The organism is Pseudomonas sp. KnCO4, assembly GCF_045344305.1.
Taxonomy (GTDB): domain Bacteria; phylum Pseudomonadota; class Gammaproteobacteria; order Pseudomonadales; family Pseudomonadaceae; genus Aquipseudomonas; species Aquipseudomonas anuradhapurensis.
This window is the reverse complement of the sequence record NZ_CP174199.1, coordinates 5,304,109-5,330,016: the sequence shown is the minus strand read 5'-3', so window position 1 is coordinate 5,330,016 and position 25,908 is coordinate 5,304,109. Positions and strand designations below refer to the sequence as shown.

The window sequence follows — 25,908 nt, the reverse complement described above, 5'->3', positions numbered from 1 at the left end:
GAGGAGTCGGCCATGAGTTACCAGCACCAGTACGTAGACGGCACGCGCATTCACTTCCCGCTGGGCAAGGTGGTGTGTATCGGCCGTAACTATGCCGAGCATGCCAAGGAACTGGACAACCCCATCCCCACCGAGCCGCTGCTGTTCATCAAGCCGGGTAGCTGCGTGGTACCGGCCGAAGGTGGCTTCAAGATCCCGACCGAGCGTGGTTCGGTGCACTATGAGGTGGAAATCGCGGTGCTGCTGGGCAAGCCGCTGTCGGCACACCCGACCGAGGAAGAGGTACTGGACGCGATTTCCGGTTATGCCCCGGCGCTGGACCTGACCTTGCGCGACGTGCAAGCCAAGCTGAAAGAGAAGGGCCTGCCGTGGGAACTGGCCAAAAGCTTCGACGGCGCCTGTGTGCTGCCGCCGTTCGTGTCGGCTGCCAGCTTTGACGACGTGAGCGACATTGCGGTGCGCTTGACCGTCAACGGCGAAGTGCGCCAGGACGGCAACAGCAAGATGATGCTCAACCCGATCGTGCCGATGATTCAGCACATATCGGCACACTTCTCGCTGCAGGCGGGGGACGTGATCCTCACTGGCACCCCGGCGGGCGTGGGACCGTTCAGTGTCGGTGACGAAGTGGTACTGGAGCTGCCAGGTGTGAGCCGCTTCGAAAGCCGGGTGCTTTGAGCCGGAACCGTATCGCCTTCTTCGCGGGTAAACCCGCGAAGAGGCCAGACCTGTTTACCGATTTTTCACACCCAATCCGGATAATGCGCGGATCTACGCCCATTTCACCAGGAACCTCGCATGCCATCTCCCTCCAGCGCCCCGGCAACACCCAAGCGCCGTTTCTACCTGCGCTGGCCCTTCGGCCTGGCCGTGGCGGCGCTGGTCGGCTATGGCGTGGCGGTGGCCATGCATTGGGATGACCGTGGCGCGCTGTGGGTCAAGGAAAGCTTCGAAAGCACCGCCGAACGCAGCGAAAGCGTGTGGCTGCCGAATTACCGGGTCGACATCGATGCCAAGCCGCTGCCGGGCATGGTGGATGACGAAGCCTCCGACGTGGCATTCAACCCGCGCACCCGCACCCTGTTCGCCGTGATGGGCAAGAACCCGTTCCTGGTCGAGCTGAACCTGGATGGCGATGTACTGCGCAAGATCCCGCTCAACGGCTGGAACAATCCAGAAGGCATTGCCGTGCTCGAAGACGGCTACCTGGCGATTACCGATGAGCGCCTGCACGACCTGACCGTGGTCAAGGTGGATGCCCAGACCACCGCGCTGAACCACGATGACTTCCAGAGCCACGACCTAGGCCAGTCGGTGAAGAGCAACAAGGGCTTCGAAGCGGTTGCCTGGGACCCGCTACGCCAGCGCCTGGTCATCGGCGAGGAGCGCCCACCCAAGCTGTATACCTGGAACACCGATGGCCGTAGTCCGCTCACGGGTGACAAGCAAGCGTTGCCCAGCGATGAGCTGGACCTGCGCAACCTCTCGGCGCTGAGCGTCGACCCGCGTACCGGCCATCTGCTGGTGTTGTCGGCCGATTCGAACATGCTGCTGGAGCTGGACGAGCAGGGCCAGCAAGTCAGCTTCATGACCTTGCTGGGCGGCTTCAACGGCCTGCAGGACACCATCCCGCGCGCCGAAGGGGTAGCCATGGACGACCAGGGCAACCTGTACATGGTCAGCGAACCGGCGTTGTTCTATCGCTTCAGAAAGAACTGAGCCGAATATCAGAATTTTCTGATGCTGGCCTTAAGCTTTATTTCAGTTGTTCATGGTTAGATTCGCCACCCCTATGTCGAGTCTGTACGCATGCGCCGTTTTGTTCGCCCCGCTCTTGTCATGGCCGTTGCCGGCCTGTTCCTGCTCGGTTGGGCCGGGCAGGAGTTCCGCCTGTTCGAGCGTGCCTGGTTCAACCTCAAGACCTGGTGGCAACCTGCGCAGCAGAGTATCGGCCTGGACCGCTACCGGGTGGTGGTCGAGGCGCAGCCGGTCGAGGGGTTGGACGATGACCTTTCGGCGCTGACCTACGACCCCGACCGCAAAACCCTGTTCACGGTTACCAATGCCCGTTCCGAGCTGATCGAGCTGTCGCTGGACGGTCGCATCCTGCGCCGGGTGCCGTTGACCGGCTTCGGCGACCCGGAAGCCGTCGAATATGTGGGGCCGAACAGCTACGTCATCACCGATGAGCGTCAGCAGCGGCTGATTCGCGTACGCCTTGACGACGACACCATGTTCCTCGACGCCGGCGATGCCGAGCAGCTGACCTTGGGCATAGGCCGGAACGGCAACAAAGGCTTCGAGGGGCTGGCCTACGATTCCGCCGGCAAGCGCTTGTTCGTGGCCAAGGAGCGCGATCCGATGCTGATCTACGAAGTGCGTGGTTTTCCGCATGACAACCCCGAACAGCCTTACGCGGTACACGTGGTGCAGGACAGCAAGCGCGATGCACGGCTGTTTGTGCGCGACCTGTCGAGCTTGCAGTTCGATGAGCGCAGTGGGCATTTGCTGGCGCTGTCTGACGAGTCGCGGCTGGTGCTGGAACTGGATGTGGAAGGCCGGCCGCTGAGCACCCTGTCGTTGCGCAAGGGCTTCCAGGGGTTGCAGGCGACGGTGCCGCAAGCGGAGGGGATTGCGATGGATGAGGCGGGGACCATCTACCTGGTCAGTGAGCCGAACCTGTTCTATGTGTTCAAACAGCCAGCGCAGTGAGCAGGTGGGGCTGCTTTGCAGCCCATCGCGACACAAGGCCGCTCCTGCAGGAAATTGAGCTGCGCCCCAGATGTTGGACACCTGTCCACCATCTGGGAATTTTCATGAGCCCATCGAGGCACAAGGCCGCTTCTGCAGGAAATCGCCTACCCCTGTAGGAGCGGCCTTGTGTCGCGAAACGAGGGCGAAGCCCTCGCCGCAGGTTACTCGGCCTTGAGACTTTTCACGCCTTCAGAGGTGCCCAGCAGCAGCAAATCTGCCGGCCGTGCCGCGAACAGGCCGTTGGTTACCACGCCAACGATGGCGTTGATCTGCGCTTCCAGTTCTACCGGGTTGGTGATTTGCAGGTTGTGCACATCGAGGATCACGTTGCCGTTGTCGGTGATCACGCCCTCGCGGTACACCGGGTCGCCGCCCAGTTTGACCAGTTGGCGCGCCACGTGGCTGCGAGCCATGGGTATCACTTCGACCGGCAGCGGGAACGCACCCAGTACCGGCACCAGCTTGCTGGCATCGGCGATGCAGATGAAGGTCTTGGCCACGGCGGCAACGATCTTCTCGCGAGTCAGGGCTGCGCCACCGCCCTTGATCAGGTTCAGGTGCGCATCGCTCTCGTCGGCACCGTCCACGTAGAACTCCAGTTCGCTGACGCTGTTGAGCTCGTAGACCGGGATGCCATGGCCCTTCAGACGCTGGGCGGTGGCCTCGGAGCTGGCGACCGCGCCGTCAAAGGCGGTCTTGTGCTGAGCCAGGGCGTCGATGAAGAAGTTGGCGGTCGAACCGGTACCGACGCCGACAACGCTCTTTTCATCCAGCTTGGGCAGAATGAAGTCGACAGCGGCCTGGGCGACGGCCTGTTTGAGTTGGTCCTGGGTCATGCGGGCTCCGAGAGGGGCAGGGCGGTTTTGAAAAGGAGCCTAGTATAACGGCTCGCACGGCTTTGCTGTGGTCGCCCGACGTAGCGCTGGGGTAGACTCCAAGCCCTTGTCCCGCGGCCCAGTGATGCATTCCCGATGCTCGAACAGTACGTCAAGAAGATCCTCACCTCGCGCGTCTACGACGTTGCGGTCGAAACCCCGCTGCAGAGCGCCGGGCAGCTGAGCAAGCGTCTGGGCAACCAGATCCTGCTCAAGCGCGAAGACCTGCAACCGGTGTTCTCGTTCAAGATCCGCGGCGCCTACAACAAGCTCGCCCAGCTGAGCGCGGAAGAGCTGGCCCGTGGCGTGGTCACCGCCTCAGCCGGCAACCACGCCCAGGGCCTGGCCCTGGCTGCGCGGGAAATGGGCATCAAGGCTACCATCGTGATGCCCAAGACCACCCCGGAGATCAAGATCGAAGGCGTGCGTTCGCGCGGTGGCAAGGTGGTGCTGCATGGCGACACGTTCCCCGAGGCACTGGCCTATTCGCTGAAGCTGGTGGATGAAAAGGGCTTCGTCTACATCCACCCCTATGACGACCCGCATACCATTGCCGGGCAGGGCACCGTAGCCATGGAGATCCTGCGCCAGCACCCTGGCCAGCTGGACGCGATCTTCGTGCCCGTGGGTGGCGGCGGCCTGATCGCCGGGATTGCCGCCTACGTGAAATACCTGCGTCCGGAAATCAAGGTGATCGGCGTCGAGCCGGACGACTCCAACTGCCTGCAGGCGGCCATGGCGGCCGGCGAGCGCGTGGTGCTGCCACAGGTCGGGCTGTTTGCCGACGGCGTGGCGGTGGCCCAGATCGGCCAGCACACCTTCGATATCTGCCGTCACCATGTGGATGAGGTGGTGACTGTCAGCACCGATGAGATCTGTGCCGCAATCAAGGATATCTATGATGATACCCGCTCGATCACCGAACCTGCCGGTGCGTTGGGTGTGGCTGGCATCAAGAAGTACGTCGAGCTGTACGGCGTGACTGGCCAGACCTTGGTGGCCATCGATTCGGGGGCCAACGTCAACTTTGACCGCCTGCGCCATGTGGCCGAACGTGCCGAGCTGGGTGAAAAGCGCGAAGCGATCATCGCCGTGACCATCCCGGAACGCCCGGGCAGCTTCAAGGCCTTCTGCGAGGCCATCGGCAAGCGCCAGATCACGGAATTCAACTACCGCAAGCATACCTCCGACGAAGCGCACATCTTCGTTGGCGTGCAGACCCACCCGGAAAACGACCCGCGCGCGGCATTGGTACAGCAACTGACCGAGCAGGGCTTCCCGGTAACCGACCTGACCGACAACGAGCTGGCCAAGCTGCATATTCGCCACATGGTCGGCGGGCATTCGGCGGGTGCCAGCGACGAAATGGTCCTGCGCTTCGAGTTCCCCGAACGGCCGGGGGCGCTGTTCAACTTCCTCAACAAGCTGGGCGGGCGCTGGAATATCTCGATGTTCCACTACCGCAACCACGGCGCGGCTGACGGGCGTGTGGTGGCGGGGCTGCAGGTGCCGGAGGACGAGCGCCACCTGGTGCCGGCGGCACTGGCGAAGATCGGCTACCCGTACTGGGACGAGACTGACAACCCGGCTTACAAGCTGTTCCTGGGCTGAGCAGCTAAGCTGGGGCTGATGGCCCTTTCGCGGGCTCGCCCGCTCCCACAGGTACTGCGCAGGCTTCAGCGCCTGTGATATCCCTGTGGGAGCGGGCAAGCCCGCGAAGAAGCCTGCACGGAATCGCCTGTTCAAGGACAACCGAGACATGGATCACCTGACCACTCTCAAGACCCTGCACATCGCTGCCACCGCCCTCCTGCTGCTGGGCGCCCTGGGCCTGGCGATCTGGACCGTACGCGCCCGCCGCCAGGGCGATACCGAGGCCTACGCCAAGCTGTTGCGTCGACCGCTGGTGTTCGTCTGGCTGGTGATGGGCCTGTGCCTGGTGAGCATGCCATTTACCGGCTGGTGGCTGGTGCACCTGGTGGGCTGGCCGCTGGGGCAGGCCTGGGTGCTGGCGTCCAGCGTCATCTATATATTCGGCGCGTTTGCCGTGTGGTGGCTGCTGGTGCGGCTGAACCGGCTGCGCAAGGCCGAGGTGGTGGGGTTGCGTTTTACCTTGGCGCTGGCGGTGTTCAGTGGGGTCTGCTTCCTGTCCATCGCCGGGCTGATGGGCGCCAAGCCCGTTTGAAGGCCGTGTGCTCGTTGTGCCTCAATCGCGCAACGAGAGCACCGGCCAGCCGCGTTTCTCGGCCTCGGCCCGCAGGTTCGGGTCCGGGTCGACCGCCACCGCCTGCGTTACCCGCTGCAACAACGGCAGGTCGTTCATCGAGTCGCTGTAAAAGCAGCTGTTCTCCAGGTTGAAGCCGTTCTCCAGCATCCAGCGTTCCAGCCGCGTCACCTTGCCTTCACGGAAACAGGGTATATCGGTACTACGCCCGGTATAACGGCCATCACGCATCTCGCATTCAGTCGCCAGCAACACGCGAACCCCCAGGCGCCGGGCAATCGGCGCGGTGACGAAGCGGTTGGTGGCGGTGATGATCACCAGCTGGTCGCCCGCTTCACGGTGCTGCTCCAGCAAGGCCAGCGCCTTGGGCAGGATGATCGGCTCGATGCAATCGCGCATGAAGTCGCGGTGCCATTCGTCGAGCTGGGCCACGGGCGTTGCCGCAAGTATTTCCATGGAAAAGGCCAGGTAGGCCTGCAGGTCCAGCGTGCCGTTCAGGTAGTTCTGGTAGAAGGCATCGTTGCGTTGCTTGTAGGCAAGCGGGTCGACGATGCCGCGCTCGCACAGGTAATCACCCCAGGCATGGTCGCTGTCGCCACCGAGGAGGGTATTGTCCAGGTCGAATAAAGCCAGGCGCATCGCGGTCACTCGCATCAGCCACAGGGTAGGCCCGCAGAATACGGAGTTTTCACACGGCTGCACATAAGCTTTGCGGGCGCGTTGCTGCGCTCGCAAGCTTTGTGGAACAATGCGGTGACATGCGTTTGCGAGGTTGCTGCCGTGATCGACCCGGATGGTTTTCGCCCCAATGTCGGAATCATTCTCACGAATGATGCCGGGCAGGTGCTATGGGCTCGACGGATCAACCAGGATGCCTGGCAATTTCCCCAGGGTGGCATCAACCCTGACGAGACGCCGGAAGACGCCCTGTACCGCGAGCTGAACGAAGAAGTTGGCCTGGAACGCGATGATGTGGAAATTCTTGCCTGCACCCGTGGCTGGTTGCGTTATCGTTTACCTCAGCGACTGGTACGTACGCATAGCCAGCCGCTGTGCATCGGCCAGAAGCAGAAGTGGTTCCTGCTGCGCCTGGTCAGCAACGAACAACGGGTGCGGATGGACCTGACCGGCAAGCCGGAGTTCGACGGCTGGCGCTGGGTCAGCTATTGGTACCCGCTGGGCCAGGTTGTGACATTCAAGCGCGAGGTCTACCGACGCGCCCTGAAAGAGCTAGCACCGCGTCTGCTGACGCGCGACTGACGACGGAGTTCGACCCCGAGCCATGCTCAATACGCTGCGCAAGATCGTCCAGGAAGTAAACTCCGCCAAAGATCTCAAGTCGGCGTTGGGGATCATTGTCTTGCGTGTCAAGGAGGCCATGGGCAGCCAGGTCTGCTCGGTCTACCTGCTCGACCCGGAAACCAACCGCTTCGTGCTGATGGCCACCGAAGGCCTGAACAAGCGCTCCATCGGCAAGGTCAGCATGGCCCCCAACGAAGGCCTGGTTGGCCTGGTCGGTACCCGGGAAGAGCCGCTGAACCTGGAAAACGCCGCCGATCACCCGCGTTACCGCTACTTTGCCGAAACCGGCGAAGAGAAATTCGCCTCCTTCCTCGGTGCACCGATCATCCACCACCGCCGGGTGGTCGGGGTATTGGTCATCCAGCAAAAGGAGCGGCGCCAGTTCGACGAGGGCGAGGAAGCCTTCCTGGTCACCATGAGCGCGCAGCTGGCCGGGGTTATCGCCCATGCCGAGGCGACCGGCTCGATCCGCGGCCTGGGCCGTCAGGGCAAGGGCATCCAGGAAGCGCGCTTCGTCGGTGTGCCGGGCTCGCCTGGAGCCGCCGTGGGGCGCGCGGTGGTGATGCTGCCGCCGGCTGACCTGGAAGTGGTACCGGACAAGACCGTCGATGACATCGACGCCGAACTGAGCCTGTTCCAGAACGCCCTCGAAGGCGTGCGCGACGACATGCGCAAGCTGTCCGCCAAGCTGGCTACCCAGCTGCGCCCGGAAGAACGCGCGTTGTTCGACGTGTACCTGATGATGCTCGAGGACGCGGCCCTGGGCGGTGAGGTGACCGAAGTCATCAAGACCGGCCAGTGGGCCCAGGGCGCGCTGCGCCAGGTGGTGGGCGAACACGTCAACCGCTTCGAGCTGATGGACGATGATTACCTGCGTGAGCGCGCCTCCGACGTCAAGGACCTTGGCCGGCGCCTGCTGGCCTACCTGCAGGAGGCCCGCTCGCAGTCGCTGGTGTATGCCGACAACACCATCCTGGTCAGTGAAGAGCTGACCCCGGCGATGCTCGGCGAAGTGCCGGAAGGCAAGCTGGTCGGCCTGGTCTCGGTGCTGGGCTCGGGCAACTCTCACGTCGCCATCCTGGCCCGTGCCATGGGCATCCCCACGGTGATGGGCCTGGTCGACCTGCCCTATTCCAAGGTCGACGGCATCGAGATGATCGTCGACGGCTACAAGGGCGAGGTGTTCACCAACCCCAGCGAAGTGCTGCGCAAGCAGTACAGCGATGTGGTCGAAGAGGAACGCCAGCTGGCCCGCGGCCTGGATGCCCTGCGCGAACTGCCGTGCGTTACCCCGGATGGCCATCGCATGCCGCTGTGGGTCAACACTGGCCTGCTCGCCGATGTGGCCCGTGCCCAGCAGCGCGGTGCCGAAGGGGTGGGCCTGTACCGCACCGAAGTGCCGTTCATGATCAACCAGCGCTTCCCCAGCGAGAAGGAGCAGCTGGCCATCTACCGCGAGCAGCTGGCGGCATTCCACCCGCTGCCGGTGACCATGCGCACCCTCGACATCGGCGGCGACAAATCGCTGTCGTACTTCCCGATCAAGGAAGAAAACCCGTTCCTCGGCTGGCGCGGTATCCGCGTCACCCTCGACCACCCGGAAATCTTCCTGGTGCAGACCCGCGCCATGCTCAAGGCCAGCGAGGGCCTGAACAACCTGCGCATCCTGCTGCCGATGATCTCCGGCATCCATGAGCTGGAAGAGGCCCTGCACCTGATCCACCGCGCCTGGGGCGAAGTGCGCGACGAAGGGACCGATGTGCCAATGCCGCCGGTGGGCGTGATGGTGGAAATTCCTGCGGCGGTGTACCAGACCAAGGAGCTGGCGCGGCAGGTGGACTTCCTCTCGGTCGGTTCCAACGACCTGACCCAGTACCTGCTGGCCGTAGACCGCAACAACCCGCGTGTGGCCGATTTGTACGACTACCTGCACCCGGCGGTGCTGCAGGCGCTCAACACGGTGGTGCGCGACGCCCACGGCGAAGGCAAGCCGGTGAGCATCTGTGGCGAGATGGCCGGTGACCCGGCGGCGGCGATCCTGTTGATGGCAATGGGCTTCGACAGCCTGTCGATGAACGCCACCAACCTGCCGAAGGTGAAATGGATGTTGCGCCAGGTGAACCTGAGCAAGGCCAAGGAGCTGTTGGTGGAAGCCCTGAGCCATGACAACCCGCAGGTTATCCACAGCTCGCTGCAACTGGCCCTGAAGAACCTGGGGTTGGCGCGGATGATCGGGCCAGAGGCCAATAAGACCCTCTGAAATGCCGGGGCCGCTTGGCGGCCCTTTCGCGACACAGGGCCGCTCCTGCAGAGCATGCAATTGCCCAGGGATACGCGCCCCCTTGTAGGAGCGGCCTCGTGTCGCGAAAGGGCTGCAAAGCAGCCCCCTTGGCCCTCAAACCATAAGATCAACTTCCCCCAGGTGCCCCCCAAGCGGCCCGAAACTGCGCTCAACCAGCCGTCTTCTGCCCTGATCATCGACTAACAGCACGGTACTCGCCCGCGTGCCATAGTTCTGGCTGGCAATGAACACACTCGACAGCAGTTTCTCGGTCGCCAATCCCACCCCGGTCTCCGGCAACTCGCCTTCCGGCGCAGGTTCGGCATCGGCCAGCAAGGCCAGCAACCGCTGCGGGTCTGCCGTCTCCAGCAAACCCTGCAGCCCGCTGCGCGCCTTCACCAGCTTCGGCCATGGCGTATCCAGCCCGGCATTGGATAACCCGTACACCCCGGCCTCGAGCAAGCGCGGTGCGGCCTCTCGCGCATGCAGGTAGCCAAGCTGTCGGCCATCGCCCACCAACAGGTTGAACCCCGAATACTGATCACTACGGCTGGCCACCTGATGCAGATAGGCCTCGACCCCCAGCTCACCCTGCAGGTAGGCGGCTACCAGCTCGCCGCGTGAGCGTGGACCCAACGGTTGCCGTGGGTCGCGGATATTGGTCAGCGCCGCGAAACGCCCTTGCGGACCCACCCCCAACCAGGTTCCGCCGGCCTCCAGGTCGCGCCCGGCATACACCCCTGGTGCGTCTTCCCAGGCTGCCAGGGCCTGGGTAGGGCGCGCATAGAACTCGTCGCGGTTGGCCGCCACCACCAATGGCAGGGCATGCCCTGGTCGCCAGGCGAATACGATCAGGCACATCGTTCGAGCCTCTGTGTGTTTTTGCCACTGTACCCACAGCGGTGGGGCCGATCCACCCTGACACAGACTTCACTAGAGCGCCGAGCCCGGCTTCCGTTACCATGCCGGATTGTTTCTTGGGGGAAGACGAATGGAATTCGTGCTCTATCTGGTGTTGGGCGCCTGTGCCGGTGTGCTGGCCGGGTTGTTCGGTGTGGGTGGCGGCATCATCATCGTGCCGGTGCTGGTGTTCAGCTTCACCTTGCAGGGGTTCGATGCCTCGGTGCTGACTCATCTGGCGGTCGGCACATCGCTGGCAACCATCGTCTTCACCTCGATCAACGCCGTGCTCGAACATCACCGCAAAGGCGCGGTGCAATGGCCGATCTTCGCCTGGATGACCCTGGGCATTCTCATCGGCGCCGGTATCGGCGCCAAGACCGCCTCGCTGATCCAAGGGCCGCTGCTGCAGAAGATCATTGGCGTGTTCGCCCTGGTCATCGCCGCCCAGATGGCTCTGGACCTCAAGCCCAAGGCCAGCCGTGGCATCCCCGGCAAACCCGCGCTGGTCGGTGCCGGTGGGGTGATCGGCTGGGCCTCGGCCATTTTCGGCATTGGCGGTGGTTCGCTGACCGTGCCGTTCCTGACCTGGCGCAGCCTGCCCATGCAGCAGGCGGTGGCCACGTCCTCGGCCTGCGGCCTGCCGATTGCCGTGGCCAGTGCCCTGAGTTTCATGCTGCTGGGCTGGAATGAGGCGCACCTGCCGGCTCATAGCCTGGGTTACGTGTACCTGCCGGCGCTGGTCGGCATTGCCGTGACCAGCATGTTTTTCGCCCGCTTCGGCGCGCGCCTGGCGCACAAGTTGTCGCCACGTTTGTTGAAGCGCCTGTTCGCAGCCTTGCTGTTCTGCGTCGGGCTCAGCTTTCTGATTTGAACCGAGAGGAAGTTCCATGCTGCCTTACCCGCAGATAGATCCCGTGGCCGTAGCCATCGGGCCGCTGAAAATCCATTGGTACGGCCTGATGTACCTGGTCGGCATAGGTGGTGCCTGGCTGCTCGCCTCGCGCCGGCTGAACCGCTTCGACCCCACCTGGACACGCGAAAAGCTCTCCGACCTGGTGTTCTGGCTGTCGATGGGGGTGATCGTCGGTGGCCGGCTGGGCTATGTGCTGTTCTACGACCTGCACGCCTACCTGGCCAACCCGACATTGATCTTCGAGGTCTGGAAAGGCGGCATGTCGTTCCACGGCGGCTTCATCGGCGTGATGCTGGCGGCCCTGTGGTTTGGCAAGCGCAACAACAAGTCGTTCTTCGAGCTGATGGACTTCGTCGCCCCGCTGGTGCCGATCGGCCTGGGCGCCGGGCGTATCGGCAACTTCATCAACGCCGAGCTGTGGGGCAAGCCGACCGATGTGCCGTGGGCGATGATCTTCCCGCCGTTCAGCGACCCGGCGCAGCTGCCACGGCACCCGTCGCAGCTGTACCAGTTCGCCCTCGAGGGCGTGGCGCTGTTCGTCATCCTCTGGCTGTTCTCGCGCAAGCCGCGGCCAACCATGGCGGTGTCGGGCATGTTCGCGTTGTTCTACGGCATCTTCCGCTTCATCGTCGAATTCGTCCGCGTACCGGATGCCCAGCTCGGCTACCTGGCCTGGGGCTGGCTGACCATGGGTCAGATTCTGTGCGTGCCGATGATCCTGGCTGGCCTCGGCCTGATCTGGTGGGCTTATAATCGCAAGCCCACGGCGAAACCCGCCTGATTAATCCCACGGCAGGGGCGATCCTCCTGCCGTTCTTGCTACAGGTAAGCCATGAAACAGTATCTGGACCTGGTCCGCGACGTCATCGAAAACGGCACGCTGCAGGGCAACCGCACCGGCATCCGCACCATCAGCCTGCCGGGCGCCATGCTGCGTTTCGACTTGCAGAAGGGCTTCCCGGCCATCACCACGCGCAAGTTGGCGTTCAAGTCGGCGATCGGCGAAATGGTCGGTTTCCTGCGCGCTGTGAAAAACGCCGGTGAATTCCGTGAACTGGGCTGCAAGGTGTGGGACCAGAATGCCAACGAAAACGCCCAGTGGCTGGCCAACCCGTTCCGCCAGGGCCAGGACGACCTGGGCGAGATCTACGGCGTGCAGTGGCGCCAGTGGCCGGGCTACAAGCGCATCCCGCTGAGCAACCCGGCGGCCATCGAGATGGCCGAGCAGGCAGGCTTCCGCCGCATTGCCCAGGACGAGGAGGACGGGGTCGCCTTCGTCATCCTGTACAAGGCCATCGACCAGGTGCGTCAGTGCCTGGATACCATCGCCAACGACCCGGGCAGCCGGCGCATCCTGTTCCACGGCTGGAACTGCGCGCAGCTGGACGAAATGGCGCTGCCGCCATGCCACCTGCTTTATCAGTTCCACCCGAACGTGGAGACCCGGGAAATTTCCCTGACCCTCTACATCCGCTCCAACGACCTGGGCCTGGGTACCCCGTTCAACCTCACCGAAGGCGCGGCGCTGCTGTCGCTGTTCGGCCGCCTGACCGGCTACACCCCACGTTGGTTCACCTACTTCATCGGCGATGCCCATGTGTATGAAAACCACCTGGACATGCTCAACGAGCAGCTCAAGCGCGAGCCGCTGGCAGCGCCGAAGCTGGTGATCAGCGACCGCGTGCCGGCGTTTGCCGAGACTGGCAAGTATGAGCCGGAGTGGCTGGAGAAGATCGAGCCCAGCGATTTCTGGCTGGAAGGGTATGAGCACCATGCGCCGATGACGGCGCCGATGGCGGTCTGACTGATCGCTATTGCCTGAACTGGCCTATTCGCGGGCACGCCCGCTCCCACAGGGACCGCGCCGCACCTGAAGGCTGCGCTGTACCTGTGGGAGCGGGCGTGCCCGCGAAGCTTTTTGGGCTCAATGCCCGTGACTACGCCCCACATGCGAATGCTCGGTATCCGGCACCGATACCGCCCCGTTCGTTTCCAGTTGCTGCAAGATCGCGCACTCAGCCCCCTGTGCATTGCAGCGCCGCCGTAGCTCCACAAGCTGTTCCTGCAGCGCCACCAACCCATCGATGCGTGCCTGCACATGATCGATATGCTCGTCGATCAGCGCATTGACGCTGCCGCACGAATCGTCGGGGCTGTCGCGCAGGCGTAGCAGGCTGCGGATTTCATCCAGAGTCATGTCCAGGGTGCGGCAGTTGCGGATGAAGGTCAGCCGTTCGACATGGGCCTGGGTATACAGCCGGTAGTTACCGTCGCTACGCGCCGGCTCTGGCAGCAACTGTTCACGCTCGTAGTAGCGGATGGTTTCCACAGCGCAATCGGTGGCCTTGGCCAGTTCTCCGATTTTCATCACCCAATCTCCAGCAAATGGCTTGACCCTATAGTGGCTACAGGGTGTTCACTTGGCAACAGGCGCAAATCAAGGACGCACTCATGAACCAGCCTGTCAGCCACGAACATAAGCATCACCACCACGCCCACAGCTGCTGTGAAGCCTCCGCCGCACCTGCCAAGGTGCAGGTCAGCGCGCAGGCCAGCAGCCACGCCCAGCTCAGCCGTTTCCGCATCGAGGCCATGGACTGCCCCACCGAGCAAACGCTGATCCAGGACAAGCTGGGCAAGCTGGCGGGCATCGAGCAGCTGGAATTCAACCTGATAAATCGCATACTCGGCGTACATCACACCCTGAACGGCACTGCCGAAATCGAGCAGGCCATCGGCAGCCTGGGCATGAAAGCCGAGCCGCTTGGCAAAGCAGATGAAGGCACCCGCAGCGCGCCTCAATCGGCCAAGGCCCGCTGGTGGCCGCTGGCATTGTCGGGCGTTGCCGCGCTCGCCGCCGAAATCGTGCACTTCTGGGCGCTGGCACCGGAATGGCTGGTGGCAGCATTGGCGCTGGCGGCAATCCTGGGCTGTGGCCTGGGTACGTACAAGAAAGGCTGGATCGCCCTGAAGAACCGCAACCTCAATATCAACGCGTTGATGAGCATTGCCGTGACCGGTGCCGTGCTGATCGGCCAGTGGCCGGAAGCCGCCATGGTGATGGTGCTGTTCACCGTCGCCGAACTGATCGAAGCCCGCTCATTGGACCGGGCACGCAATGCCATCGGCGGCCTGATGCAGCTCGCCCCGGACATGGCCACCGTGCGCCAGGCCGATGGCCAATGGCACGAAACGGAGGTGCGCGAGGTGGCCATCGGTGCCTTGGTGCGGGTACGCCCCGGCGAGCGCATCGGCTTGGATGGCGAAGTGACCAATGGGCAGTCCAGCGTCGATCAGGCGCCGATCACCGGCGAAAGCCTGCCGGTGGAAAAGGCGGTTGGCGACAAGCTGTTCGCCGGCACCATCAACCAGGCGGGGGCGCTGGAGTTTCGCGTCACCGCCGCTGCCGGGCAATCGACCCTGGCGCGGATCATCAAGGCGGTCGAGGAAGCCCAGGGCGCGCGGGCGCCGACCCAGCGTTTCGTCGACCGCTTCTCGCGCATCTACACCCCGGCGGTGTTCGCCATTGCATTGGCCGTGGCGGTAATACCGCCGCTGTTCCTGGCGGGCGGCTGGTCCGACTGGGTCTATCGCGCCCTGGTGCTGCTGGTGGTGGCCTGCCCGTGTGCCTTGGTGATTTCAACCCCGGTGACCATCGTCAGCGGCCTGGCCGCCGCCGCACGCAAAGGCATCCTGATCAAGGGCGGCGTGTACCTCGAGGGCGGCCGCCATCTGGACTTCCTGGCGCTGGACAAGACCGGCACCATCACCCATGGCAAGCCCGTGCAGACTGATGCCAAGGTACTGGAGCCGCTGTTCGAAGGCCGTGCCCAGGCCCTGGCCGCAAGCCTGGGCGAGCGTTCGGACCACCCGGTGTCGCGCGCCATCGCGCAGTTCGGCAGGCAACAAGGCCTGGCCCTGGCCGAGGTCGAAGATTTCGCGGCCCTGGCCGGCCGTGGCGTACGGGGTACCATCGCCGGCGAGGTCTATCACCTGGGTAACCACCGCCTGGTCGAAGAGTTGGGGTTGTGCTCGCCGCAACTGGAGGCCCAGCTGGATGCGCTGGAGCGTCAGGGCAAGACGGTGGTGCTGCTGCTCGATCGCTCCGGCCCGCTGGCCTTGTTCGCCGTGGCCGACACGGTCAAGGACAGCAGCCGCCAGGCCATCGCCGAGCTGCATGAATTGGGCATCAAGACGGTCATGTTGACTGGGGACAATCCGCATACCGCCCAGGCCATCGCTGCCGTGGTCGGCATCGACCGCGCCGAAGGCAACCTGCTGCCCGGCGACAAGCTGCAGAGCATCGAAACGTTGTACGCCCAGGGCCACCGGGTGGGCATGGTCGGCGACGGCATCAACGATGCGCCGGCGCTGGCCCGTGCCGAGATCGGTTTTGCCATGGCGGCGGCCGGTACCGACACCGCCATCGAAACCGCCGACGTTGCGCTGATGGACGACGACTTGCGGAAAATCCCGGCCTTCGTCAGGCTGTCGCGGCAAAGTGCGGCGATCCTCATGCAGAACATCGTTCTGGCGTTGGGTATCAAGGCAGTATTCCTGGCGATCACCTTTGCTGGCATGGCCACCATGTGGATGGCCGTGTTCGCCGACATGGGCGTCAGCCTGCTGGTGGTGTTCAACGGCTTGCGCCTGTTGCGCAAATAAGAGGACGTGCATGCTGAGTTCGGAGCTCAAAGCCTTCTACATGGTGGCCCGCCTGGGCAGCATCACTTTGGCGGCGAAGAAGCTCGGGCTCAGCCAGCCCACGGTGACCACGCAAATTCGTAACCTGGAAAGCCAGTACGCGGTGGAGCTGTTCTACCGCGGCGGGCGGCGCCTGGTGCTGAGCGAAGAGGGCGGGCGCCTGCTGCCGATGGTCAAGGCGCTGTTGCAGCAGGAGGCCGACATCGAGTTCGAACTGCGTAACAGCGGCCAGGCCCAGGGCAGCTTGCGCATTGCGGCCACGGCGCCCTACTACATTCTCGACCTGGTGAAGATCTACCGTGAACGCCTGCCGCAGGTGGAGGTGGCAGTGGAGATCGGCAACTCGCAGCAGGTGCTGGAGATGCTCGAGGAGTACCGGGTGGATATCGCCGCTTCGTCGCAGCTGGTGGAGGATACGCGGCTGGTGCGGCGCGTGCTGGGTAGCGATCCGTTGGTGGTGGCGGTGCACCGCAACCATCCGCTGGCCCATCACCAGGCGGTTTCGATCGAGGCGCTGGCCGGGCATTGCCTGCTGCTGCGCGAGAAAGGCTCGACCACGCGCAAGCTGACCGAGCAGATGATGCGGGAAGCCGGGGTGGCGGCCGGGACGTTACTGGAAATCGGCAGCCGTGAGTCGATCCGCGAAGCGGTGTTGCGCAATATCGGCATCAGCGTGATTGCCCGGCACGAAGTGCCGCACAACCCCGAACTGCGGGTGCTGGCGCTGGAAAACGCGCCGGTGATGCACGAGTACCTGTATTGCCTGAAAGAACGGCGCCAGGCCAGGTTGCCGGCCGCTTTCCTGGGGGTGGCACAAGAGGTGGCGGGTTCGCGTTTCTGATTCGAGACCAGCACAGCCTGTAGGCGCGGCCTTGTGTCGCGAAAGGGCTGCAAGGCAGCCCCGGGATTTCAGCTTCACCGCAAAAAATGCTGGGGCTGCTTCGCAGCCCTTTCGCGACACAAGGCCGCTCCTACAAAAATCTGCCTATACCACTATCAGCGGCTTTTGCCCTGAAGCCACACAACCTTCGCATAGCCTTCCTAGCATGGCCCCATCTCTTCGATGAGGCCCTGCCATGACCCCCACCACCTCCGGCGCACCGATGAAAGTGCGCAACATCCACAAGCGCTTCGGTGCCTTCACCGCGCTCAACGATGTCTCGCTGGACATCAACGCCGGCGAGCTGGTGTGCCTGCTGGGCCCGTCCGGCTGTGGCAAGACCACCCTGCTGCGCTGCATCGCCGGCCTGGAGCACCAGGACAGCGGCACGCTGTTCATCGGCGAGCGCGATGTCTCCGCGCTGCCACCCCAGGCCCGGGACTACGGCATCCTGTTCCAGTCCTACGCGTTGTTCCCCAACCTGACCGTCGAAGCCAACATTGCCTACGGGCTGGCCGGCAGCGGCCGCGATCAGGCCCGCCAGCGGGTAGCCGAGATGCTCGAACTGGTAGGCCTGGTCGGTAGCGAGAAAAAGTACCCTGGCCAGCTCTCCGGTGGGCAGCAACAGCGTGTGGCCCTGGCCCGCGCGCTGGCGCCGTCGCCCTCTCTGCTGCTGCTCGACGAGCCGATGTCGGCGCTGGATGCCCGGGTGCGTGAGCACCTGTGCAGCGAATTGCGCCAGTTGCAACGCCAGCTGGGCATCACCACGCTGATGGTCACCCACAACCAGGACGAAGCCATGCTGATGGCCGACCGCATTGCGGTGATGAACCACGGCCGGGTCGAGCAGTACGCCACCCCGCAGGCAATCTACGACCAGCCCACCACGCCATTCGTTGCCGAATTTGTCGGCCAGGGTAACTGGTTGCCGTTCCAGCGCAGCGGCGACAGCCATGCCCAGGTGGGTGGCATGAACATGCGCCTGGCGCCGGGTGCGGCCCAAGCCAGCAGTGGCCGGCTGTTCTGCCGCCCGGAGGCGATCGCGGTCAACCCGCCGGTAGCCGAAGACAACCTGTTCCCGGCGTTGATCCGCGAGATCACCTTTCTTGGTAACCGCTGCCGCATGCGCTTCGAGCTCAAGGCCCTGCCAGGCCATGCGCTGCTGGCCGAACTGGCCCCCGAGGCCATGCCACGGCTGGGCTCGCAGGATATCTGGGTAGCGCTGCCGCCACAGCGCCTGCAGGTGTTTGCCTGAGATGGCCGCGCCAATGTCCCTGCCGTTGCCTAAGGCTCAAGCTACACCGTGTGCAGGTGTTGCCCGGGGTGACCGGCTGTTCGTCGTCGGCGGCAAGAGCCTGCTGCTGATCCTGCTGCTGCTGGCGGTGCTGATGCCGCTGCTGGCAATCTTCTGGCGTGGCTTCAGCGCCGAAGCGGGCCAGGGTGGCGGCCTGGTGGCGGCAGGCGAGCTGTTCGCCAGTGCCAACTTCCACTGGTTGCTGGGCAATAGCCTGGCGGTCGCTTTCACCGTCGCGGCCATCGTGGTGCCACTGGCCTATCTGTTCGCGTATGCGTTGCAACGCACGCTGATCCCGGCCAAGGGCCTGTGGCGGGGCATTTCCCTGTTACCGCTGCTCGCGCCGTCGATGCTGCCGGCCATTGCCCTGGTCTACCTGTTCGGCAACCAGGGGCTTCTGCGCGGGTTGCTCAGCGACAATATCTATGGCTTCTGGGGCATTGTGCTGGGCGAAGCCATCTACACCTTCCCACATGCGCTGATGATCCTGCTGTCGGCCCTCTCGCTGGCCGATGCACGCCTGTTCGACGCCGCATCCAGCATGGGCGCCGGGCCGTGGCGGGCCTTTGTCAGCATCACCTGGCCGGCCACGCGCCAGGCAGTGTTCGCGGCGTTCTGCCTGGTGTTCACCCTGACCATCACCGACTTTGGCGTACCTGTCGTGGTTGGCGGTGATTACCAGGTGCTGGCGCTGGAAGCCTACAAGGCCGTGGTCGGCCAGCAACAGTTTGGCCGTGGTGCGTTGATCGGCATGGTGCTGCTGGTGCCGGCGCTGTTGAGCTTTTCCGTCGACGCCTGGCTGCGCCGGCGCCAGGGCGAGGCCATGAGCGGTCGTGCCCAGGTGTTCGAGGCAAAGCCGTCGCGGGCCCGCGATGCCTGCTTCCTGGCCATCGTGCTGCTGGTGTGTGCGGCGTTGCTGCTGGTGATTGGCATGGCGGTGTATTCGTCGCTGGTTACCTTCTGGCCCTACAACCTGTCGTTGTCGCTGCGTCACTACATGTTCGAGGACACCGCCGGAGGCGGTTGGCTGGCCTATCGCAACAGCGTGACCATGGCCATCGGCACTGCGCTGATCGGCAGCCTGGTGATCTTCACCGGTGCCTACCTGATGGAGAAGACCCAGGGCCAACGCCTGCTCAACCAGGCGCTGCGCTTGCTCAGCTTCATCCCCATGGCGGTGCCGGGCCTGGTGCTGGGCCTGGGCTACGTGTTCTTCTTCAACCTGAACGGCAACCCCCTGCACGTGTTCTATGGCGGCATGGGGCTGTTGGTGGTGTGCACCATTGCCCATTACCTGACCACTGCACAGATGACCGCGACCACCGCGCTGCGCCAGCTCGACGGCGAGTTCGAGGCCGCCGCGCTGTCACTCAAGGCTCCGCTGTACCGGCACTTCCTGCGGGTGACCGTGCCGATCTGCCTGCCGGCGCTGCTGGATATCATCCGCTACCTGTTCGTCTCGGCGATGACCACCGTATCGGCAGCGATCTTCCTGTACAGCCCCGACACCATCCTGGCTGCCGTCGCCGTGCTGAACATGGACGACGCCGGCAACGTCGGCGGTGCCGCCGCGATGTCCACGCTGATCCTGCTGACCAGTGCTGGCGCTTCACTGTTGCTGGCCGCAGCCTCACGCGGCCTGCTGCGCCGCTCCCAAGCCTGGCGCCAACGCGCCGCGACCGTCTGACCTGTAAGGAACCTACCCATGCACAAGCACCTTGCACTTGCCGCTGCTGTCTCCGCCGTGTTCAGCCTGCAGGCTTCGGCCGCGGCCACCCAGTTGACGGTCTACACCGCGCTGGAAGCCGAACAGTTGAAGAGCTACAAGCAGGCCTTCGAACAGGCCAACCCGGACATCGAGATCAAGTGGGTCCGTGACTCCACTGGCATCATCACTGCCAAGCTGCTGGCCGAGAAAGATCGCCCGCAAGCTGACGCCGTATGGGGCCTGGCGGCATCGAGCCTGGCCGTCCTCGACCACAACGGCATGCTTGAAGCCTATGCACCCAAGGACCTGGACAAGATCGCCACCAACTATCGCGATGCTGCCAACCCGCCAGCCTGGGTCGGCATGGACGTGTGGGCTGCCACTCTCTGCTTCAATACCATCGAGGCCGAGAAGCAGGGCCTGAGCAAGCCGGTCAGCTGGCAGGACCTGACCAAGCCCGAGTACAAGGGCAAGATCGTCATGCCCAACCCGGCCTCGTCCGGCACCGGCTTCCTGGATGTCAGTGCCTGGTTGCAGACCTTTGGCGAGCCGCAGGGCTGGGCCTACATGGATGCCTTGCACGAGAACATCGGCCAATACGTTCATTCCGGGTCCAAACCGTGCAAGCTGGCGGCGGCGGGCGAGTTCCCGATTGGCATCTCGTTCGAGTACCCGGCCGTGCAGCTCAAACGCCAGGGCGCGCCGCTGGACATCGTGCTGCCGAAGGAAGGGCTGGGCTGGGAGATCGAGGCGACCGCAGTGATCAAGGGCTCGCCGAAGGCGGATGCGGCCAGGCGCCTGGCTGATTTCTCGGCCAGCCCGGCGGCCATGCAGCTGTACAAGGAGAACTTCGCCGTGCTGGCCGCGCCGGGTATCGCCAAGCCGCAGACCGAACTGCCGGCGGACTATGAGCAGCGCCTGATCAAGAACGACTTTGCCTGGGCCTCGAAGAACCGTGACCAGATCCTGGCCGAGTGGCGCAAGCGCTATGACGGCAAGTCGGAGAAGGTGGCCCAGCAGTAACCTGCACCGGCCCCTTCGCGGGCAGGCCCGCTCCCACAGGAATAGCGCACATGTCAAGGAATGTGAGATGCCTGTGGGAGCGGGCATGCCCGCGAAGAGGCCAGACCTGCCCACTCAAAATTGTGAAACCAGCGCCTCCAACTGCTCCTGCCGCTCGGCCTGATTCAGCTTCGCCCCAGGGTTCAACGTGGACCACTGCGGATGCGCTCGCGCCTTGCCCAGCGCCTCCGGCAACTTGCCCTCCCGCCAGGCCTTCTCATCCAGTTCGCCCAGCCGAATGCTGTCCTGCGCTGCATGCCCTCGGTTTTCCAGCGCCACCATCAACTGCTGCTGACGCAAGGCCAACAAGCGCAACACGGTATCGTCCACCGTCAGTTCGCGCTTGCCTTTGAGCTTGCCCATCAATCGTGAACCATAGTTGCGCGCCGTCTGCAGCGCGCCGCCGGCAATCGCCCCGGCCAGGGCGGCAGCCCCCAGTGTCAGGCCGCCGACCAGCAGGTCCACCCCGGCACCCGCCGCAGCACCGGCGGCCACACCACTGCCCAGGCGCACGCCCAGCAGCTTCAAGGTTTCGGGGTTGAACAGGTCATCGCCCCAGCGGCCATTCAGCAGCGGCAGGTCGCTGGCATGGGCATCCTCGCGGCGAAAGGCATACAGCTTGAGCAACGCTTCGACACAGCGCTGTTCGCGCTGGCGTACCTCTTGCCGCAGCGCCTCGATGGCCCGGGCCTCGGCCGCCGGCTCGGCCTCGACACTTCGCCGGCAGGCGGCGCAGTCCAGCAGCAGTTCGGCGATCAGGCGCTTGCCGCTGTGCCGGCGAGCCAGGCGCTGCGCCTGCTGGTCGTCGATCAGCCGCTGCAAGGCCGGGCGGGCGTTTTCCAGCAGTAGCGCCAGGCTTTCGTACAAGCGGCGCTCGCCATCCTCTGGCGGGGCCACGCTGTCGAACCGCACCAATGCGTGAAGGCCAAGGCGGGCGAGGGCTTCACGCCATTGCGGCTCGCGATGCGCGTGGCTGGCGACGAAGTTGAGCACCGGTAGCAGCGGCTTGCCGCAGCTGGCCAGTACCTCCAGCTCGTCGCGGTACTTGGCCAGTACCGGCTCGCGGGCATCGATCACATACAGCCCGGCATTGCTGGCCAGCAGCTGGCGCAGCACCTTGGCCTCCTGTTCGAAACGCTGGCGCGCTTCGCTGCCCTGCAGAAAACGCTGCAGACGGTCGGGGCCGTCGAGGCGCTCGCCTGGGCGGTCCAGGCGTTCCAGGTAATCGAGCAGGGCGATGGCGTCTTCCAGGCCAGGGGTGTCGTACAGTTCCAGCAGGGGCTCACCGTCTACCGACAACCGCGCCCCTTCCACATGGCGGGTGGTGCTGGGGCGGTGGGATACCTCGCCGAAACCAACGTCACGGGTCAGGGTGCGCAGCAGCGAGGTCTTGCCGACGTTGGTGTGGCCGACCACGGCCAGTTTCAGGGGCTCAGTCATGGCCATGCTCCAGCCAGGTCAGTGGCGACGTATCGGCATGTGGCAAGCCAAGCCGGTCGAGGGCTTCGTGCCAGTCACCCAGGCGCTGCGCGTCCAGGGCCTGGCCCGGTGCGGCCTGTAACAGCCAGATGCGGGTTGCGCCGGCATTGCGCGCCAGTTCGGCGAGCAACGCCAGGCTGCCACGGTCGGGTGAGCGGCGTGGGTCGCAGGCAATGGCCAGGCGTGCCGGGGGGAAGCGGCTGAGCTGCTCCAGCAGCCGGTTACGCGATTCACGGCTATCGAGCACACCGGCATCGGTCACGCTTTTCGGCAATGCGGGTGGCCAGGGGCGCTGGTCGTCCAGTTCCAGGCCGACCAGCAGTGCGCCGCTGCTGCCGCTTTCCAGCTGGCCGGCGGTGAACGCCGGCAATGCATCGGGCGCGGCGTCCTGTACGCCGATGCGTTCGCTGCGTGGCATCAGCGCTTCACGCAGCTGCGCGTAGCCGGGCAGGCTGAGGTCCAGCGCCAGGCGCTCACGGCCCTGGCGCCAGCGCCACAGGCACAACCCGACCAGCAGCAGACGCGGCAGCAGGCCATAAACCAGCACCACGCCGAGCAGCCAGCTGGCCCAGGCCTGCCGTGCCAGGTCCAGGGCCGGCAAGCTGTCGCCGCTCGCGCGGATCATGCCCTCGTCGGGCACGGCGAAGCCCAGCAGCGAGGGCAGGGCGCCCAAGGCCTGGGTCAGGTGGATGAACGGGTCGGCAGCGAGCAGGGTGGTTTCCCAGACGAAGCCATAGCGGCGGGTGGCCAACAAGGCCAGCAGCATGCCCAGCGCGCTGATCATCGCCAGCAGCCACAGCCCGTGCACCAGCAGGCCGAGCAACCAGCGGCTGAGGCGCTGACGCTGCAACAGCACCAGCAGTGCCGGGGCCAGGTGCGTGGCCCTGGCGTCACGGGCGAAGCGTTCGCTCAGCCACAGCCACAGGCGGCCCAGCCCGGCGCCATATTCGCCGCTGGCGGCAAAGCCAATGGCCCAGCCCAGCAGCATCAGCAGGTCAAGCCCGAGCAAGCTGCCCAACGCCCAGAACACATTTACCGGGCGCTGCCCGTCACCGAGGGCCGCCAAGGCGAGCCCCGCGCCGCTGAGCACGGCCAGTATCAGCAAGGCCAGCAGCGCCAGGCGCGCGCCCTGTTTCCAATGACGCAGGGCGACGCTCATGCCGTCGCGTTCAGCCAGGAACAGTGCACGGGTTTCAATGCGGGTCGCCAGGTCACCTCCCGCTTGGCGCGCACGGCGGTTGGCTTCCTGGTCCTCCAGGGGGCCGGCATGGTCCTCGCGCAGGCGTACCGCTTCGGTGAGCCAGCGCTTGTCCAGGAAAGTCGGAGCAGTCACAAGGTCTTCCATTGCACAGGTCAGGGCAGAAGCATAACCCACACGCCCGATGCTATCCTCGCTGGCATGAATACATCACTCCCCCTCAGCCTGATCGCGGCGCATGCCGAAAACCGCGTGATCGGCATCGACAACTCCATGCCCTGGCATCTGCCGGGGGATTTCAAGTACTTCAAGGCCACCACCCTGGGCAAGCCGATCATCATGGGGCGCAAGACCTGGGACTCCCTGGGGCGGCCGCTTCCCGGGCGCTTGAACATCGTGGTCAGCCGCCAGGCAGGGCTGGAGCTGGCCGGTGCCGAGGTGTTTGGCTCGCTGGAACATGCCCTGGTCCGCGCCGAGCAGTGGGCGCGTGAGAACGGTGTCGATGAACTGATGCTGATTGGTGGGGCGCAGCTGTATGCGCAGGCGCTGGAGAAGGGGCTGGTCAGCCGGATGTACCTGACGCGGGTGGAACTGGCGCCGGAAGGAGATGCCTGGTTCCCCGAGTTTGATCAGGGGCAGTGGCAGCTGGTGTCAAGCGAGGCGCAGGCTGAGGAAGGTAAGCCTGCGTACCACTTTGAGGTTTGGGACAGGGTTTGAGATTCTGGGGCTGCTTTGCAGCCCATCGCGACACAAGGCCGCTCCTACACCGGGTACGCGTTTCCCTGTAGGAACGGCCTTGTGTCGCGACAGGGGCGCAACGCGCCCCCCCGGCAATCGGTCAGGAATGACTCAATTCGGCATGCTCATCGCCGGCCAGCACATCCTTGTCGGTCTCTTTCAGCATTTGGCTGGTCACCACGCCCGCAGTCATCGAACCGTTCACGTTCAGCGCCGTACGGCCCATGTCGATCAGCGGTTCGACCGAAATCAGCAACGCCACCAGTTCCACCGGCAAGCCCATGGCCGGAAGCACGATCAATGCGGCGAACGTCGCCCCGCCACCCACGCCTGCCACCCCTGCCGAGCTCAGGGTAACGATGGCCACCAAGGTGGCGATCCACAGCGGGTCGAAGGTATCGATGCCCACCGCAGGCGCCACCATCACCGCCAACATGGCAGGGTAGAGGCCGGCGCAGCCGTTCTGGCCGATGGTGGTGCCGAACGAGGCGCTGAAGCTGGCAATCGACTGCGGCACGCCCAGGCGGCGGGTTTGCGCTTCGATGTTCAGCGGAATGCTGGCGGCGCTGGAGCGGCTGGTGAAGGCGAAGGTCAACACCGGCCACACCTTGCGCAAGAAGCGCAGCGGGTTCACACCGCTGGCGGCGAGAATGACGCCGTGCACCACGAACATCAGTGCCAGGCCCAGGTACGACACCACCACGAAACTGCCCAGCTTGACGATGTCTTGCAGGTTCGAGCTGGCTACCACCTTGGCCATCAACGCCAGCACGCCATACGGGGTCAGCTTCATCACCACCCGCACCAGGCGCATCACCCAGGCCTGCAGGGTGTCGATGGCCAACAGCGCACGCTGGCCCTTCTCGGCATCGTCCTTGATCAGCTGCAGCGCGGCCAGGCCGAGGAATACGGCAAAGATCACCACGCTGATGATCGAGGTCGGTTTCGCCCGTGCCAGGTCAGCCACCGGGTTGCTGGGGATGAACGACAGCAGCAGCTGCGGGATGTTGAGGTCGGCGACCTTGCCGGCATAGTCATTGTGGATGACCTGCATGCGTGCGCTTTCCTGGGCGCCTGCCACCAGGCCTTCGGCGCTGAGGCCGAACAGGTTGGTCAGGACGATGCCGATCAATGCCGCGATGGCAGTGGTCAGTAGCAGGGTGCCAATGCTCAGCACGCTGATGCGGCCCAGCGACGAGGCATTGTGCAGGCGCGCCACGGCGCTGAGGATCGAGGCGAAGATCAGCGGCATGACGATCATCTGCAACAGGCCGACATAGCCGTTGCCGACCAGGTCGAGCCAGCCGATGGTGGCCTTGAGCACCGGGTGGCCTGCGCCATACAGCGTGTGCAGGCCCAGCCCGAAAACCACGCCCAGCACCAAGCCCAGCAGGACTTTCCTGGCCAGGCTCCAGTGGCTGCGGCGGGTTTGCGCCAGGCCCAGCAACAAGGCCAGGAATGCCAGCAGATTAAGGGACAGCGGCAGGTTCATTGAAGCTCCAGCGGTAGAAGGCAAAAGAGGTATCGCCTCTGTGAGCGATTGCGAACGGAAATGCTAACAGCCTGAAAACAAACGAATTTATACGCATATGG

Annotated in this window: 23 protein-coding genes; 16 read left to right on the top strand and 7 right to left on the bottom strand. The window is 64.4% G+C overall.

Features of this window, described 5'->3' with window-relative positions:
* Positions 1-12: 12 nt before the first annotated feature.
* The 3 genes from ACJA3S_RS24535 (at position 13) to ACJA3S_RS24525 (ending at position 2,712) form a co-directional block, all read left to right on the top strand.
* The gene (locus ACJA3S_RS24535; RefSeq protein WP_406820297.1) at positions 13-678 is read left to right on the top strand and encodes a fumarylacetoacetate hydrolase family protein; all 666 of its coding nucleotides are present in this window, start codon (positions 13-15) and stop codon (positions 676-678) included.
* Between the two features lie 120 nt (positions 679-798).
* Entirely contained in the window at positions 799-1,719 is a 921-nt protein-coding gene (locus tag ACJA3S_RS24530) for an SdiA-regulated domain-containing protein (protein ID WP_406820296.1), read from the top strand.
* A gap of 90 nt (positions 1,720-1,809) precedes the next feature.
* Positions 1,810-2,712, top strand: a complete 903-nt coding sequence (locus ACJA3S_RS24525; RefSeq protein ID WP_406820295.1) for an SdiA-regulated domain-containing protein — start codon at positions 1,810-1,812, stop codon at positions 2,710-2,712.
* A gap of 203 nt (positions 2,713-2,915) precedes the next feature.
* On the opposite strand, the gene rpiA is transcribed toward ACJA3S_RS24525, so the two are convergent.
* On the bottom strand, positions 2,916-3,590 hold the full coding sequence (rpiA, locus tag ACJA3S_RS24520) for a ribose-5-phosphate isomerase RpiA (RefSeq protein ID WP_170033521.1): 675 nt from the start codon (positions 3,588-3,590) through the stop codon (positions 2,916-2,918).
* Between the two features lie 135 nt (positions 3,591-3,725).
* On the opposite strand from rpiA, the gene ilvA reads away from it, so the two are divergent.
* Together ilvA and ACJA3S_RS24510 are read left to right on the top strand one after the other, a co-directional pair.
* The gene (ilvA, locus tag ACJA3S_RS24515; RefSeq protein ID WP_170033519.1) at positions 3,726-5,240 is read left to right on the top strand and encodes a threonine ammonia-lyase, biosynthetic; all 1,515 of its coding nucleotides are present in this window, start codon (positions 3,726-3,728) and stop codon (positions 5,238-5,240) included.
* Between the two features lie 148 nt (positions 5,241-5,388).
* Positions 5,389-5,814 carry a DUF2269 domain-containing protein gene (locus ACJA3S_RS24510; RefSeq protein WP_406820294.1) on the top strand — a complete coding sequence of 142 codons (426 nt, stop codon included), beginning with the start codon at positions 5,389-5,391 and terminating at the stop codon, positions 5,812-5,814.
* 21 nt (positions 5,815-5,835) lie between these two features.
* Here the strand turns inward: ACJA3S_RS24510 and ACJA3S_RS24505 are convergent, their stop codons facing one another.
* Positions 5,836-6,492, bottom strand: coding sequence for an HAD family hydrolase (locus ACJA3S_RS24505; protein ID WP_406820293.1), 657 nt, complete (start codon positions 6,490-6,492; stop codon positions 5,836-5,838).
* Positions 6,493-6,633: 141 nt separating this feature from the next.
* Here ACJA3S_RS24505 and ACJA3S_RS24500 point away from each other — a divergent pair, with 141 nt between their 5' ends.
* Both ACJA3S_RS24500 and ptsP read left to right on the top strand, forming a co-directional pair.
* Positions 6,634-7,113, top strand: a complete 480-nt coding sequence (locus ACJA3S_RS24500; protein ID WP_003249017.1) for an RNA pyrophosphohydrolase — start codon at positions 6,634-6,636, stop codon at positions 7,111-7,113.
* Between the two features lie 22 nt (positions 7,114-7,135).
* Positions 7,136-9,415, top strand: a complete 2,280-nt coding sequence (gene ptsP / locus ACJA3S_RS24495) for a phosphoenolpyruvate--protein phosphotransferase (protein ID WP_170033513.1) — start codon at positions 7,136-7,138, stop codon at positions 9,413-9,415.
* Positions 9,416-9,550: 135 nt separating this feature from the next.
* Here the strand turns inward: ptsP and ACJA3S_RS24490 are convergent, their stop codons facing one another.
* Positions 9,551-10,297 (bottom strand): NRDE family protein, encoded by a 747-nt coding sequence (locus ACJA3S_RS24490; RefSeq protein WP_406820292.1) that lies wholly within the window; start codon positions 10,295-10,297, stop codon positions 9,551-9,553.
* 130 nt (positions 10,298-10,427) lie between these two features.
* On the opposite strand from ACJA3S_RS24490, the gene ACJA3S_RS24485 reads away from it, so the two are divergent.
* The 3 genes from ACJA3S_RS24485 to ACJA3S_RS24475 are packed head-to-tail and all read left to right on the top strand — an operon-like array spanning position 10,428 to position 13,056.
* Entirely contained in the window at positions 10,428-11,210 is a 783-nt protein-coding gene (locus ACJA3S_RS24485; RefSeq protein WP_170033509.1) for a sulfite exporter TauE/SafE family protein, read from the top strand.
* Positions 11,211-11,226: 16 nt separating this feature from the next.
* Complete coding sequence (gene lgt / locus ACJA3S_RS24480) at positions 11,227-12,033, top strand: prolipoprotein diacylglyceryl transferase (protein WP_170033507.1); 807 nt, start codon at positions 11,227-11,229, stop codon at positions 12,031-12,033.
* 51 nt (positions 12,034-12,084) lie between these two features.
* Positions 12,085-13,056: a thymidylate synthase gene (locus ACJA3S_RS24475; protein ID WP_406820291.1), complete on the top strand. Its 972-nt coding sequence runs from the start codon at positions 12,085-12,087 to the stop codon at positions 13,054-13,056.
* Positions 13,057-13,176: 120 nt separating this feature from the next.
* Here the strand turns inward: ACJA3S_RS24475 and cadR are convergent, their stop codons facing one another.
* Positions 13,177-13,620: a cadmium resistance transcriptional regulator CadR gene (gene cadR, locus ACJA3S_RS24470; RefSeq protein ID WP_406820290.1), complete on the bottom strand. Its 444-nt coding sequence runs from the start codon at positions 13,618-13,620 to the stop codon at positions 13,177-13,179.
* A gap of 83 nt (positions 13,621-13,703) precedes the next feature.
* Here cadR and ACJA3S_RS24465 point away from each other — a divergent pair, with 83 nt between their 5' ends.
* The 5 genes from ACJA3S_RS24465 (at position 13,704) to ACJA3S_RS24445 (ending at position 20,861) form a co-directional block, all read left to right on the top strand.
* On the top strand, positions 13,704-15,917 hold the full coding sequence (locus ACJA3S_RS24465; protein WP_406820289.1) for a heavy metal translocating P-type ATPase: 2,214 nt from the start codon (positions 13,704-13,706) through the stop codon (positions 15,915-15,917).
* Positions 15,918-15,927: 10 nt separating this feature from the next.
* Positions 15,928-16,797, top strand: coding sequence for a LysR family transcriptional regulator (locus ACJA3S_RS24460; protein WP_406820288.1), 870 nt, complete (start codon positions 15,928-15,930; stop codon positions 16,795-16,797).
* 235 nt (positions 16,798-17,032) lie between these two features.
* The gene (locus tag ACJA3S_RS24455) at positions 17,033-18,091 is read left to right on the top strand and encodes a putative 2-aminoethylphosphonate ABC transporter ATP-binding protein (RefSeq protein WP_406820287.1); all 1,059 of its coding nucleotides are present in this window, start codon (positions 17,033-17,035) and stop codon (positions 18,089-18,091) included.
* 1 nt (position 18,092) lies between these two features.
* Entirely contained in the window at positions 18,093-19,817 is a 1,725-nt protein-coding gene (locus ACJA3S_RS24450) for a putative 2-aminoethylphosphonate ABC transporter permease subunit (protein ID WP_406820286.1), read from the top strand.
* 18 nt (positions 19,818-19,835) lie between these two features.
* Positions 19,836-20,861 (top strand): putative 2-aminoethylphosphonate ABC transporter substrate-binding protein, encoded by a 1,026-nt coding sequence (locus ACJA3S_RS24445; RefSeq protein ID WP_406820285.1) that lies wholly within the window; start codon positions 19,836-19,838, stop codon positions 20,859-20,861.
* 114 nt (positions 20,862-20,975) lie between these two features.
* Here ACJA3S_RS24445 and ACJA3S_RS24440 read toward each other — a convergent pair whose 3' ends face one another.
* The gene (locus ACJA3S_RS24440) at positions 20,976-22,340 is read right to left on the bottom strand and encodes a GTPase/DUF3482 domain-containing protein (RefSeq protein ID WP_406820284.1); all 1,365 of its coding nucleotides are present in this window, start codon (positions 22,338-22,340) and stop codon (positions 20,976-20,978) included.
* The gene (locus ACJA3S_RS24435) at positions 22,333-23,724 is read right to left on the bottom strand and encodes a DUF2868 domain-containing protein (protein WP_406820283.1); all 1,392 of its coding nucleotides are present in this window, start codon (positions 23,722-23,724) and stop codon (positions 22,333-22,335) included. Before ACJA3S_RS24435 ends, ACJA3S_RS24440 begins: the two co-directional genes overlap by 8 nt.
* A 54-nt stretch (positions 23,725-23,778) precedes the next feature.
* Here ACJA3S_RS24435 and ACJA3S_RS24430 point away from each other — a divergent pair, with 54 nt between their 5' ends.
* Positions 23,779-24,294 (top strand): dihydrofolate reductase, encoded by a 516-nt coding sequence (locus tag ACJA3S_RS24430; RefSeq protein WP_406820282.1) that lies wholly within the window; start codon positions 23,779-23,781, stop codon positions 24,292-24,294.
* A 121-nt stretch (positions 24,295-24,415) separates the two neighbouring features.
* Here ACJA3S_RS24430 and ACJA3S_RS24425 read toward each other — a convergent pair whose 3' ends face one another.
* A complete protein-coding gene (locus ACJA3S_RS24425) occupies positions 24,416-25,807 on the bottom strand; it encodes an L-cystine transporter (protein WP_406820281.1) in 1,392 nt (463 codons plus the stop codon).
* Positions 25,808-25,908: the final 101 nt, after the last annotated feature.